The 12,627-nt window shown below is 65.9% G+C and carries 12 protein-coding genes and 1 pseudogene; 7 read left to right on the top strand and 6 right to left on the bottom strand.

What is annotated here, in order from left to right:
- Window positions 1–3: 3 nt before the first annotated feature.
- Together ACI48D_RS02935 and ACI48D_RS02930 are read left to right on the top strand one after the other, a co-directional pair.
- Window positions 4–1,170: an efflux RND transporter periplasmic adaptor subunit gene (locus ACI48D_RS02935; protein ID WP_435569713.1), complete on the top strand. Its 1,167-nt coding sequence runs from the start codon at window positions 4–6 to the stop codon at window positions 1,168–1,170.
- Window positions 1,167–4,283 (top strand): efflux RND transporter permease subunit, encoded by a 3,117-nt coding sequence (locus ACI48D_RS02930; RefSeq protein ID WP_435569712.1) that lies wholly within the window; start codon window positions 1,167–1,169, stop codon window positions 4,281–4,283. Before ACI48D_RS02935 ends, ACI48D_RS02930 begins: the two co-directional genes overlap by 4 nt.
- A 148-nt stretch (window positions 4,284–4,431) precedes the next feature.
- On the opposite strand, the gene ACI48D_RS02925 is transcribed toward ACI48D_RS02930, so the two are convergent.
- The 5 genes from ACI48D_RS02925 to ACI48D_RS02905 all read right to left on the bottom strand — a co-directional run bounded on the left by ACI48D_RS02925 (window position 4,432) and on the right by ACI48D_RS02905 (window position 9,783).
- Window positions 4,432–5,571 carry a HupE/UreJ family protein gene (locus ACI48D_RS02925; RefSeq protein WP_435569711.1) on the bottom strand — a complete coding sequence of 380 codons (1,140 nt, stop codon included), beginning with the start codon at window positions 5,569–5,571 and terminating at the stop codon, window positions 4,432–4,434.
- A complete protein-coding gene (locus ACI48D_RS02920; RefSeq protein ID WP_435569710.1) occupies window positions 5,568–6,743 on the bottom strand; it encodes a hypothetical protein in 1,176 nt (391 codons plus the stop codon). The genes ACI48D_RS02925 and ACI48D_RS02920 overlap by 4 nt, the downstream gene beginning before the upstream one ends.
- A 93-nt stretch (window positions 6,744–6,836) precedes the next feature.
- Window positions 6,837–7,127 carry a hypothetical protein gene (locus tag ACI48D_RS02915; RefSeq protein ID WP_435569709.1) on the bottom strand — a complete coding sequence of 97 codons (291 nt, stop codon included), beginning with the start codon at window positions 7,125–7,127 and terminating at the stop codon, window positions 6,837–6,839.
- 4 nt (window positions 7,128–7,131) lie between these two features.
- Window positions 7,132–8,664 (bottom strand): DUF4331 domain-containing protein, encoded by a 1,533-nt coding sequence (locus ACI48D_RS02910; protein WP_435569708.1) that lies wholly within the window; start codon window positions 8,662–8,664, stop codon window positions 7,132–7,134.
- Window positions 8,665–8,949: 285 nt separating this feature from the next.
- A complete protein-coding gene (locus ACI48D_RS02905; protein ID WP_435569707.1) occupies window positions 8,950–9,783 on the bottom strand; it encodes a DUF883 family protein in 834 nt (277 codons plus the stop codon).
- A gap of 458 nt (window positions 9,784–10,241) precedes the next feature.
- On the opposite strand from ACI48D_RS02905, the gene ACI48D_RS02900 reads away from it, so the two are divergent.
- Window positions 10,242–10,673: a hypothetical protein gene (locus ACI48D_RS02900; protein WP_435569706.1), complete on the top strand. Its 432-nt coding sequence runs from the start codon at window positions 10,242–10,244 to the stop codon at window positions 10,671–10,673.
- 77 nt (window positions 10,674–10,750) lie between these two features.
- Here ACI48D_RS02900 and ACI48D_RS02895 read toward each other — a convergent pair.
- Window positions 10,751–11,045, bottom strand: a pseudogene (locus tag ACI48D_RS02895) (NADPH-dependent FMN reductase); the annotation flags it as partial.
- A 154-nt stretch (window positions 11,046–11,199) separates the two neighbouring features.
- Between ACI48D_RS02895 and ACI48D_RS02890 the strand changes: the two are divergent.
- The 4 genes from ACI48D_RS02890 to ACI48D_RS02875 are packed head-to-tail and all read left to right on the top strand — an operon-like array spanning window position 11,200 to window position 12,599.
- On the top strand, window positions 11,200–11,691 hold the full coding sequence (locus ACI48D_RS02890) for an Hcp family type VI secretion system effector (protein ID WP_435569705.1): 492 nt from the start codon (window positions 11,200–11,202) through the stop codon (window positions 11,689–11,691).
- A 10-nt stretch (window positions 11,692–11,701) separates the two neighbouring features.
- The gene (locus ACI48D_RS02885) at window positions 11,702–11,854 is read left to right on the top strand and encodes a hypothetical protein (RefSeq protein WP_435569704.1); all 153 of its coding nucleotides are present in this window, start codon (window positions 11,702–11,704) and stop codon (window positions 11,852–11,854) included.
- Window positions 11,851–12,222, top strand: coding sequence for a hypothetical protein (locus tag ACI48D_RS02880; protein WP_435569703.1), 372 nt, complete (start codon window positions 11,851–11,853; stop codon window positions 12,220–12,222). Before ACI48D_RS02885 ends, ACI48D_RS02880 begins: the two co-directional genes overlap by 4 nt.
- Entirely contained in the window at window positions 12,219–12,599 is a 381-nt protein-coding gene (locus ACI48D_RS02875) for a hypothetical protein (protein ID WP_435569702.1), read from the top strand. The genes ACI48D_RS02880 and ACI48D_RS02875 overlap by 4 nt, the downstream gene beginning before the upstream one ends.
- The last annotated feature ends 28 nt before the right edge of the window (window positions 12,600–12,627 follow it).

The raw sequence follows: 12,627 nt of genomic DNA, 5'->3' as shown, positions 1-12,627 counted from the left end.
CCGATGCACATCCCTTCCCGCCTTGTCCGCTCCACCCTCGCCGTGCTGGTTCCCGCCCTGCTGCTGGCCGGCGTGTTCGCCGCCAGCCGTGCCGACGACAGGAAGGCCGCCGCAGTGCCAGCCAATAGGCCGGCCCTGACCGTGACCACGGCGCGCCCCGCCACCGCGCGCCTGCCGCTGACCCTGGCCGCCAACGGCAACGTCGCCGCCTGGCAGGAAGCCGTGATCGGCAGCGAATCGAACGGTCTGCGCCTGCGCGAAGTGCGGGTCAACGTGGGCGACGTCGTCAGGAAGGGCCAGGTGCTGGCCGTGTTCGATGCCGACGTCGTCAACGCCGACCTGGCCCAGGCCAGGGCCGCGCTGCAGGAAGCCGAAGCGAATGCGGCGGCGGCCCAGGCGGACGCCCAGCGCGCCCGCGCCCTGCAAAGCTCGGGCGCGATGAGCGCGCAGCAGGTCACCCAGTACCTCACGGCCGGGCGTACCGCCGCGGCGCGGGTGGCGGCCGCGCGCGCCACGCTGTCGCAGCAGCAGCTGCGCCTGAAATACACCCAGGTGGTGGCGCCGGACAGCGGCATCGTGTCAAGCCGCAACGCCACCGTGGGCGCGGTCGCCGGCGTCGGCACCGAACTGTTCCGCATGATCCGCCAGGGCCGCCTGGAGTGGCGGGCCGAAGTCACGTCCGCCGAACTGCCGCGCATCAGGCCGGGCCTGAAAGCCCAGGTCAAGGCCGCCAGCGGCGCCGCCATCGCCGGCACGGTGCGCGCGGTAGGCCCGACCGTCGATCCCTCGACCCGCATCGCGCTGGTCTACGTCGACCTGCCGCCCAGCCTGTCGCCGGACGCTCCGCTCAAGGCGGGGATGTTCGCCGGCGGCGAATTCAATCTGGGCGAGTCCGCCGCGCTGACCGTGCCGCAGCAGGCGGTCGCGGTGCGCGACGGCTTCGCCTACGTGTTCCGCCTGAACCCGGACAGCCGCGTCAGTCAGCTCAAGGTCACGACCGGACGCCGGCTCGGCGAGCGCATCGAAGTGGTGGCGGGACTGCCGGCGGAGGCGCTGGTGGTGGTCAGCGGCGCCGGCTTCCTGAACGACGGGGATCTGGTACGCAATGTCGCGCCGGCGCCGGCGGCCGGCCCCCGGCAGGCCGCCCTGCGCGCTGAAGGGCAACGATGAACTTCTCCGCACTGTCGATCCGCAATCCGATCCCGGCGATCATGCTGTTCGCCCTGCTCACCCTGGCCGGCATCCTCGCCTTCCGCGCCAACAAGGTGCAGGACTTCCCGGACATCGAGCTGCCGATCGTGACCATCAGCGCCACGCTCGACGGCGCCGCCCCGGCCCAGCTCGAAACCGAGGTCGCGCGCAAGATCGAGGATTCGGTCGCGACCCTGCAGGGCGTGAAGAATATCTACACGCGGGTGCTGGACGGCGTCGCCACCATCACCGTCGAATTCATCCTCGAGAAGGACCTGGCGGACGCGGTCAACGACGTGCGCGACGCCGTCTCGCGCGTGCGCGCCGACCTGCCGGCCGAGATGCGCGACCCCAGCGTGACCAAGACCATCACCGCCGGCCGCGTGGTGCTGACCTTCACCGCCGAGGCGGCCCAGGCCAACGGCAAGCCGGCGCTGGATGCGCCCGACCTCAGCTGGTTCGTCGACAACACGGTCGCCAAGCGCCTGCTCGGCGTGCCGGGCGTGGGCGCGGTCAAGCGGGTCGGCGGCGCGAACCGCGAAGTGCGGGTCGAACTCATCGATGCCCGCATGGCAGCGCTGCGGGTCTCGGCGCTGGACGTCTCGCGCATGCTGCGCAACGTGCAGCGCGAGGAGCCCGGCGGCCGCGGCGATGTCGGCGGCGCCGAGCAGTCGGTGCGCACCCTGGCCACCGTGCAGACGGCCCAGGAACTGTCGCGCATGGAGATCCCGCTGCCGGACGGCCGCCACGTGCGCCTTGGCGAGATCGCGACAGTCCTGGACACCGTGGCCGAGCCGCGCGCCGTCGCCGAGCAGGACGGGCGCACCGTGGTCGGCTTCGAGATCTTCCGCACCCGCGGCGCCGGCGAGACCGAGGTGGCGGCCGGCGCGCGCGCGGCCGTGCGCGAGCTGCAGGCCAGACATGCCAACGTGGTGCTGCGCGAAGTGATCGACAACGCCCGGCCGGTCGAGGAGAACTACGTCGCCTCGATGGAGATGCTGTATGAAGGCGCGATCCTGGCGGTGCTGGTGGTGTTCTGGTTCCTGCGCGACTGGCGCGCCACGGTCGTCGCCGCCGCCGCCCTGCCGCTGTCGGTGATCCCGGCCTTCCTCGGCCAGTACCTGTTCGGCTACACCCTGAATATGGTGACCCTGCTGTCGCTGGCCCTGGTGGTGGGCGTGCTGGTCGACGACGCGATCGTCGAGATCGAGAACATCTCGCGCCACCTCCGGATGGGCAAGACGCCGATGCAGGCCGCGCTGGAGGCGGCCGACGAGATCGGCATGGCGGTGATCGCGACGACGTTCTCGCTGGTAGCAGTCTTCCTGCCGACCGCCTTCATGAGCGGCATCCCGGGCAAATTCTTCAAGCAGTTCGGCTGGACCGCGGTGCTGGCCATCCTGGCCTCGCTGCTGGTGGCGCGCCTGCTGACCCCGATGATGGCGGCCTACCTCCTGAAACCGGTCAAACACACCGAGGAAAAAGACGGTCCGGTCATGCGGCGCTACATGCGCACCATGCAGTGGTGCCTGCGCCACCGCGGCCTGACCATGCTGGCGGCCGCCGTGTTCTTCATCGCCTCGATCTCGCTGGTGCCACTGCTGCCGACCGGCTTCATCCCGGCCGGCGACCGCGCCCAGACCCAGATCAAGGTCGAGCTGCCGCCCGGCGCGTCGCTGGGGCAGACGCGCGCGGTGACCGAGCAGGTGCGACAGGCAGCGATGAGCCTCCCGCACATCAGGACCGTGTTCAGCTCGATCGGCGGCGGCTCCAGCGGCGACGTGTTCGCGCCGGGCGCCGCGGCCGAGGCGAGGCGCGCCGTGCTGACCCTCACCACCGTACACCGCGACGACCGCAAGGAATCGCTGGCCCGGATCGAATCCTCCCTGCGTGCGAAGCTGGCCGACATCCCGGGCGCCCGCTTCACCGTCGGCCCGCCGGAAAGCGGTATCAAGATGCAGCTGGTGCTGCGCGGCGAAGACCCGGTGGCGCTCACCGCCGCGGCCCGCCAGGCCGAGCGAGAACTGCGCACCCTGCACGGCATCGGCAACGTCGGCTCCAGCGCCTCGCTGGTGCGTCCCGAGATCATCGTGCGCCCCGACTTCGCGCGCGCGGCCGACCTCGGCGTGACCGCGGCCAGCATCGGCGAGACCGTACGGGTGGCCACCGCCGGCGACTACGAGCAGGTGCTGGCGAAAATGAACGTGTCCGAGCGCCAGGTGCCGATCCGCGTGAAGCTGCCGGATGCCGTGCGCGCCGACCTCGACGCCATCGGCCGCCTGACGGTGCCGGGCAAGAACGGCCCCGTGCTGCTCGCGAACGTGGCGACGATCACGATGGAAAGCGGCCCGGCCCAGATCGACCGCCTGAACCGCAGCCGCAACGTGACGCTGGAAGTGGAACTGAACGGGCGCTCGCTGGGCGAGGTGAACGCCGAGGCGCGCGCCCTGCCGGCACTGAAGAACCTGCCGGCCTCGGTGACGATCGTTGAGCTGGGCGACGCCGCAGAGATGCGCAAGCTGTTCGCCAGCTTCGGTACGGCGATGCTGATCGGCGTACTGTGCATCTACGGGGTGCTGGTGCTGCTGTTCACCGACTTCCTGCAGCCGGTGACGATCCTGGCGGCGCTGCCGCTGTCGATCGGCGGCGCCTTCGTGGCTTTGCTGCTGACGCATGACGCGCTGTCGATGCCGACCATGATCGGCCTGATCATGCTGATGGGGATCGTGACCAAGAACTCGATCCTGCTGGTCGACTACGCGATCCTGGCGAGGAAAGCCGGCATGAGCCGCTTCGACGCCCTGGTCGACGCCTGCCACAAGCGCTCGCGCCCGATCGTCATGACCACGATCGCGATGGGCGCCGGCATGCTGCCGCTGGCCCTGGGCCTGTCCGGCGACCCCAGCTTCCGTTCGCCGATGGCGGTGGCGGTGATCGGCGGCCTGATCACGTCGACGCTATTGAGCCTGCTGGTGGTGCCGGCGGTGTTCACCTATGTGGACGATATCGAGCACTGGTTCGGGAGGATGGGGCGGAAGTTGCGCAAGCACCCGCGTCATCCGGTCCCTCGCGAAGAAACCACCATCAAATAGCCGTCGTTCCGCATCCTGCCGTCGTTCCCGCGCAGGCGGGAACCCAAGTTTGCTGGCGTTATCGAAACGCAAGCAGAACTTGGGCCCCCGCCTGCGCGGGGGCGACGGTGAAGACGCGGGGACGACGGTGAAGACGCGGGGACGACGTTCACGCCAGCAGCTTCACATCGAGCCCGCGTTCGGCCAGCCAGGCCAGCGCCAGCAAGGCGATCATGCAAGAGCCGGCGCCGAGGATGCCGCGCCGGTAGAGCGCCGTGTTGCGGACCAGGAAAGCAAGCGGCAGGAACAGCGCCACGATCGCGATCTGGCCTACTTCCACGCCGGCGTTGAAGCCGACCAGCGACAGCAGCAGCGCCGTCTTCGGCAGCCCCAGGTCGAGCAGCACGCTGGCAAAGCCGAAGCCGTGGATCAGGCCGAAGGCAAAGGCGACCAGCGCGCGCCGCCCGTGGAACAGCGGCCACAGGTTATTCAGCGCGGCCAGCACCACCGATGCGGCGATCGCCGACTCGACCAGCCGCGACGGCAGCGCCACCATCCCCAGCGTCGCCAGGGTCAGCGTGATCGAGTGCGCCAGCGTGAAGGCGCTGACGATCTTCAGCACGTCGAACGCGGCGGCGCGGAAGGTGCTCCTGCCCTGCCACCGGCGGTCGCGGTACACCAGCACCGCGGGCAGCAGCAGCGACAGCAGGAACAGGATGTGGTCGAAGCCGATCCAAATATGCCAGATGCCGTGCCGTACATAGTCGCCGAACTGGCGCCAGCCGGAGGCATCGGCCACGCGCAGCGCCTGGTGTGCGCTGTCGGGCGCGAAGATCGCGGTCGAGACCTGCCCCCCATGCCGCAGCTGGAGCAGGCCCTTGTGCTGGGGGTCGATGTCGAACAGCAGGCGGTAGTCGAGGTCGAGGGCGGCGATGGCGGCGCCGCACTCGGCATGCAGGCGTAGCACGGCATACGCGCCGTCGCTGTGATCGTCGAGCAGCAGTTCGGTGACGCGCAGCGGACAGGCCTTGCCGGCGCTGGCCAGCTTCAGGCGCGCCAGCGCATACGCGGCGATCGCGTCGCGGCGAGCGCGCACTTCGTTCCAGGTCAGTTCGCCGTTGCCATCCTGGTCGAGGCCGATCGCCATCTCGAGGTCGCGCAAGGCAATGTCCCATTGCCCGTCGACCTGGCCTTGTTTCACTTCCAGCGTGAGGTAGCTGTCGCTCGGCTTGTGGGCCCAGGCCGGCGCCGCCAGCAGAGCCGTCAGCAACAGCGCGGCCAGCAGACGGTAGCGGATCAGGGCGATCATGCCGCCACCTTCAGGCGGGCGGCGGTGGCGGCGACGCGGCGGTCTTCGATGCGCGCGCTTTGCAGCCAGCTGCGCACCATGCGCGCCGCTTCCGCGTCGCCGCTGGCGAGGGCGGCATCGGCCAGGATCCGCAGGTCGGCCGGCTCCTTCTGTACCTGCCAGTTGGCCTTGGCCAGGCGCACGGCCGCAGCCGGGTCGTGGCGCAGCGCGAGTTCGAAACGCGCCTGTTCGCGCTGGTGCACGGTATCGCCACGCAGCATGGCGGCATCGAAGCGCGCGCGCAAAGCCTCGGTTTGAAGCCTTGCCTCCGGCGAGCCGATGGCCTGCAGGGCCAGGGCGTAACGCAGCAACAGCGCGTCGATGCGCGTCTTGTCTTTCAGCAGGCGCACGGCCTCCGGCGCGCGGCCGTGGTCGAGCAGGAAATCGGTGTAGGCGCCCAGCAGGTAGCTGTCGGGCTCTCCCGTCGACATCGCCTGGCGAAAGTGAACTTCGGCAGCGGCAGCGTCGCCGCTGCGCTCGGCCATCTCGGCCAGCAAGGTGTTGACCCAGACGCCGATGCCGGGCGCGTCGGATGGATGCCGGGTCAGCGCATCCTGCAACTGACGGTAGCTGGCGTCAGCCTGGCCGTTGACGCTGCCGACGCTCGACAGACAGGTCTGCACCACGAGGATCGGCGCGCGCGAATACAGGCGCATGCAGCTGGCGCGCGCGGCCGCCAGGTTGCCGGTCACCATCTGGACCGTGGCGCGGGTGAGCCAGGCCTGCGCGTTGCCGCTGTCGCGCCGTACAGCCTGGTCTAGATCGGCAAGCGCGGCAGCAAACTGGTGGGTGCTTTGGCGCAGGGTGGCGCGCAGCACCAAAATCTGGTCGGGCGGCGCCGGCTGGTTCCACCACGGTCCGAGTGCCGACTGGGCATAGCCGAGATAACGCGGGTCGCCCTCGACGCGGGCCTGTTCGATGTAGCGCTGGGCCAGCGCGGTGGCCGTACGCAGGTCGCCAGGCCTGGCGCTCAGTTCGCTGCGCAGGCGGAGCAATTCGCGCTGGACCGGGTCGGCACGGCTGGGCAAGTGCTCGACGACCTGGTTGCCGTCGACCGGAATATGGGGAGTGGCGGACGCGCCGCAGGAAAACAGGAAAAACAGCAGCAGGGCCGCGACTGCGTCACGCGCCATGGGTATCTCCAATACGTCAGGAAACAGGGACACTATCTTCAAGAACGGCTGGCGCCATGTCGCGACGCCAGCCGTAACCGTTGCGAAGCGGCGTCAGGAACCCGGCAGGGGCACTGGCTCGGCCGAGTCCGGCGCCGTCACAGTGACGCCCTCGGTCGATGCCGGTTCGCTGGTCTCGTCCTGGGTCGCCACCACTTGCGCGACGTAGGTCACGAAAGCATCGGTGGCCACCGGCGGGTTCGTCGTGCCGCCCGCCGGCGGCGACTGTCCTTGGCCGTTATCGCGGTCGTCATCGTGATGATGGCAGGCCGCGACGATGCTTGCCAGGCCCAGCACCATCATGGCCGCCAGCGCGCGGCGTGCGGATTGTCGAAGACGCATCATGATCTCACCTCACCCGGGCTTGCGATGCCGCCTGGGTGCCTGCGCTGCCCAGGTTGCCCGGTATCGGCGTGTTCAGGTAAGGGAAGACCGCCTTGTAGTCGGTTGCGGTTTTGCGCACGCCATCGGTCAGCTTGAGTCCGCCGGCCGGGGCATCGCCCGGTTTGCAGCCGACGCCGAGGATATCGTTGGCGCCGGTGAGGACGCACAAGGCACCCATGGCGACGCGCAGCGAGAGATCGACGGTATCGTCGGCCGGACGGCGCCCGTTCGGAAAACCGGCATTGTCGCCGCCCGCCACGCCGAGCGGGTTTTGCGCCGACTGCGCAGTCGGTGCAATGCTCGTATTCAAGCGCATCATTTCGGACGCCACGACATTCTTCGGCTGGTTCACGCCCGGCAAGCCCTTCAGGAAGACGGTCACCAGATCGGTACGCGGGAAGTTGGTCGGCGCCTTGGCGGATGGGAAAAGGGTTTCCACCACGGCCGGCAGCACCGGGTTGGTCACGTAGTTGATGAACTGGGCATCGTCCTTCGGTTTCGAGCTGTTGAAGCGGTCCTTGTCGTCGAGGCCGATAACGACTTCATTGACCAAGGGCATGCCAACGCGCGATACCTGGGTCCATGGGCCGCCTTCCTTACTCGCGTTATTGATGCCGGACCCGGGCGCCGGATTGACCAGCCGGCCCTGCCGCACGCTGGCGGTGGTGTAGCCGCCGATGACGGGCTCCCCGGGCGTCGTCAGGCAGGCGATCGGGATCTCGAGAGCGATCGCGCTGACGTTCTTGCCTTCGAGGTCGTTGCGGTTGGCGCCTGCCTCGGGCCCGAGCGGATTCAGGTTGAACAGGTCGAAGATCTGGCCGACCGCAATATAGAAAGGCTCCTTGCGCTGGCCGACGAAGACCCGGCCGGTGCCACAGCCCGGAATGTTGATATCGTAGATGTGCTGGTTGGCATAGGCCTCGTAACCATTGGGGCCGCCGAAGGCCTTTTCGCCGATGTTGTCGACCGGCTTGTCGAACTCGGTCGCGCCGTTGGTGCCGGCCAGGCGGGTGCGGGTGCCACTTCGGCGGTCGCCCTTGACCATGTCGATGGTGTAGGTTTCGCGCACGTTGAGCGAGGCCGGATTGACCCCGCTGATGGTCGAGGAATTGATCAGCGGGATCGGCACCTGCTTGCCGCCAATGTTGAGCGCAGTGCGCTTGGAGGTGTTCTTGAAGCGCAGCTGGAAGGTAATTTCCTCCTTGCCGTCGCCATTATTGTCGATGTGAATCTCGTACAGCGCATTCTCGTCGAACTGGTAGAAGTTCGGGCCGCCGAAAGGATCCTGAAAAGGAATATAGTCGGCGATCAGCGTCACGTAGTCCTGGCGCCCGGGCGCATAGCTGCGAAACATGAAGAAGTCGGTGCCGTCAACTTTCGGCATCTTGGTCAGGAACGGCGCTTCGCGGTGACTCGATGCGCTTGCAGGAACCAGTGCCGTTGCCGCTGCAGCGCCAACAAGCAATGCGGCCCAGTTGAGTTTATGTTTGATTGGCATATCTCCCCTCCAAAAATTGACAAATTTGATTAATTTATGATTGTTCAACCATCGTCACATAAAACTGAACACGCACGATTGAATATCAAAGATTAATTTGCTTGTTTTGACGGTGTTTGCAACGTTATTAGGAACAGGCAATACGGGCAGACCGAATGGTCCGAATGGAGGGATCGCGGACAAACAAAAGCCGGCATCAGCCGGCTTGGCGGAACGGGTGGCCACAGCTTGGCCGACCTCGAGACCTGAGGCCGGCCGAGCCGGAATACGCTACTGTACTGCTACTTAATAGTCGCGGCGGTTGCTGCCACCCAGGAGCTTGGCCAGCAGGAAACCGACACCGGCGGCAATCGCGATCGCCTTTTCCGGATTCTGGCGCACATACTCACGGCCCTGGTCCATGTACTGGCCGTAGGCATCGGTCAGCTGTTCCTTGCGCTGGCCCAGGCTGGCGCCGGTGCCGGACAGCATGCCTTGCAGCTTGTCCACACCGGCGTGGGCGGTGGTGGCGAGGCGGTCGACCACCGGCTGCACGCTGTTGACGGCCTTGTCGACCATCGGCTTGGCAGCGTCGGCGGCCTGGTCGATCTTCGAGTGCAGAGCCTGGGCTTTCTGGTCAGCCATGTCCTTCATGTCGCCGCCGGTGCCCGAGCCAGTGCCTGCACTCGCGCCCATGCCGCTCTGGCTGCTGCCCGACGAACCGGCGGAGCCCATGCTGGAGCCGCCGCGGTTGAGGTTGGACGAGCTGGACGAGCCGGTCGAGCCGCTGCTTGCGCTGTTGGTCCCGCCGGCGGTCGAACCGCTGGCGCTCATCGCACCCATCGAACCAACGCCTTGCGATGACGACGAGGTGGTCGACGATGGCGAGGTAGTCGACGATGGCGAAGAGCTCGACGACGGCGACGAGCCGGCGTTGCTGGTGCCGCCCACGGCGCCGGTGCTCGACGCGGTCGCGCCGCCGGTGCTCGAGCCGGTCGAGCCGGTTTGGTCCTTACCCTGGTTCAGCTGGCTGCTCTTGTTCAGGCTGCCCGAGCTGCCCGAGCTGCCCTGGTTACCTGCGTTGCCCGCATTGCTGCCCGCATTGCTGCCTTTTCCTTCGCTCGACTTCTGATTATCCATGATGAATTCCTCGTAAAAATTTGACCAACGCGGAGTAGACCGATATTCGACCATCAACACATTGACACTGAACACTTTCGGGAGTTCCGCGCATAGGGATGATCCATCTTGCGCTTCGCTGGGGTTGCCGCGATGCCGGTTCGACACCGGTTGCGCGGCGTCGCGATAGAAAAGTTATAACTTTTGATCGGCGGGGACTGTGCGGTGCATAACAGAGCAGTGGATCGTCGGGAAAGAGAGTGGCAGAAAGCAAAAAGGCAGCCCGATGGGATGCCTCGTATGCTGACACCTGACCGGTGCCGCTGACCGATCTAATCGTAGAGCCCGCCCAAGCAGGGGTGGCGCGGGCTAAGGCTGAAGGGAAGGCACTCGGCAGGCCCGCTTCTGCGTCACATAGTCCACTTCAGCATCAAGCTCGGTGAATGCCGAGAGTAATCCTTGCCGTTGAGCTCGTAGCGATGCATCTCAGCACGCAGTCCCAATTGCCATGTCCCCTTATCATCAAGTTCCCACAACAGATCAGGCCTGAGGAAGACTTCGGTCCCGTTATCCCCAGCGCCGTTTATCAAGGACAAAAGATTAAAGTGGAATTTTTGCGGGGGGATTACCCGCCAAGCGGGGAGCGGGCGGGGTTACCACAGGATCGCCTTGGCGTGCTTGCCGGGCTGGAGGAATCGTCCAGCAGTGCACGCATCAGCCGGTCCGAAAGCGGTGTGCACGAGCCACCGCTGAGCTTCGCCGAGTCTCTGGCGAAGGTTTTAGGCGTACCTGCCGCCTACCTGTCTTGCAGCGACGACCGCCTCGCGGAGATCATCCTGCACTATGCCGACATGTCCGAAGCCCAACGGCGTGAACTTGCAATCGAGGCGGCGGAGCTGGCCGGCCACTAAGGCGCCCTTTCGCGACACGACCTCGCCTGCCCCGCCCAGCACGGCATCTTGCTTCGCCTCTACAGCTTCTCAATTTGTCAATCGATTGCCCTGCGGGCGCGCTCATTGCGCTCGCTGTAGCGGTCGGTCAGGTAGCCGGTCCGGCCACAGCAACAGCGTCATCTTGGATAGCCCTTCCACGCCGACCACGCGATCATAGAAGGCCGACGGTCGCAACCGGCTGGCATCGTCGAATTCCTTGTACGCCATCTGGACAGACGACTAGTTGGGAATCGTGAACATGCGCGTCCAGCGCCCTAGCAGGCGAAGCGTATTCACGACGTTGAATGACTGTGAACCGCCGCAGACCTTCATCATCGCGAGCGTGGCCCCTGGCTCGGACAAACTGACGCCGTGGTGGACGGGCGCGCCGATCTCATTGAAGCAAAGCAGGAAATCAATCATGCCCATCTTCTGCGCCGTCCCAATCTTTCAAATGACTGACTGCGGAGAATTGCCGATGCATTCAAAACATCGGAGATGAAACATGGCAATCGACGCATATCTGCAAATCGACGGGATCAAAGGAGAATCGGCTGACTCCGCACATCAAGGCTGGATCGAAATCGCGTCAGCCCGCTGGGGCGTCACGCAGCCGAGAAGTACCAGCGTTTCGACCGCTGGAGGCCATACGGCCGGGCATAGCGAGCACCGCACCCTGTCCCTCACCAAGTTGGCCGACCTGGCCTCTCCGGTCCTAATGCAGCACTGCTCGACAGGCAAAACGATCCCGAAGGCCAAGCTGGAATTCATGCGGGCCGACGGTGATGGCAAGCCGGTGAAGTACTATCAGATCGAGCTGGAAAATGTCATGATCTCCCATATGGATCAGGTGATGCGTGACGGCGGCCTGGTCCAGGACGAGATAGGGCTGTGCTTTTCCAAGGTCAAGTGGACCTATACCCAGCAGAAGATCAGCGGTGGCGCCAGCGGCAGCACCTCCGGCGGCTGGGACCTCGCTGCCAAGAAGTGCGCGTGAGGAGCCCGCCATGGCCATCCCGATTCAACCGAAAGACCGGCGCGGCTACTTCATGCTGCCCCAAGCGCCCGAGGATGCCGGCTACTACGTGTACGGAACGTCCACAACGTTCCCGGCACCGGCCATCTGGCGCAGTACGCCCACCCAAACCTGCTCACCATGATCTTCCACGTCGAGCGTGAGTGGCAGGCCATCTGTGACAGGAAGTTCGGGATCGGGAATATCAGCGTCGACGGCGGTTTCGCCTACGACAAGCATCAGACGCACAAGAAGGGCATCGAGATGGACTGTCGCCCCGTGCGCAAAGATCACGTGACAGGCCAAGGCGCGCGCTGCACGTACCACGACAACGTGTACGACCGCGAGGCCACGATTAACCTGATTCGCCTGTTTCTTGACCACCCATGGCTAAGGATCGTGTATTTCAACGACGACAAGGTGCAAAAGACGCTAGGCCCTGCACGCGTGACAACTGTCGCTGGCCACAACGACCACTTCCACGTCGAACTTTGGCCGAGGTACGCATCATGAGCACGCGCTTGGTGTTCGTCGCCGTCGCCGTCACCATGTACTCGCTGGCTCAAGCGGCCGACAAGAAGCCGGAGGCTTGGGACGGCCGGCCCAAGCCGCTGAAAGGCGATTACCAAGTGTACGGAGGAGAGCTGGGCGACACAGTGCCACCGACAAAAAAAGACAGCAAAGTGGCATTCATGTTCACGGGACCGCTCGCGAAACAGCTATTTGACCAGATCGGCCCAGACTGGAAGGATGCCTGCGGGGCCGCCCCTGATCATCGGGCACGGGTCAGGGGCGACCTGTCCTGCGTCTGGGACAAGCGCGACGGGTACGCCTGCTATTTCGGACTAGACGTGCCAACAGGAAAGAGCACGAACGGGTCAATCTGCTAATCGCAGGCAGGGTGGGCGACTTGGCCAA

It is taken from the genome of Massilia sp. LXY-6, from assembly GCF_051233485.1.
Lineage (GTDB): Bacteria > Pseudomonadota > Gammaproteobacteria > Burkholderiales > Burkholderiaceae_D > Telluria.
This window is presented reverse-complemented; position numbering and strand designations above follow the sequence as displayed.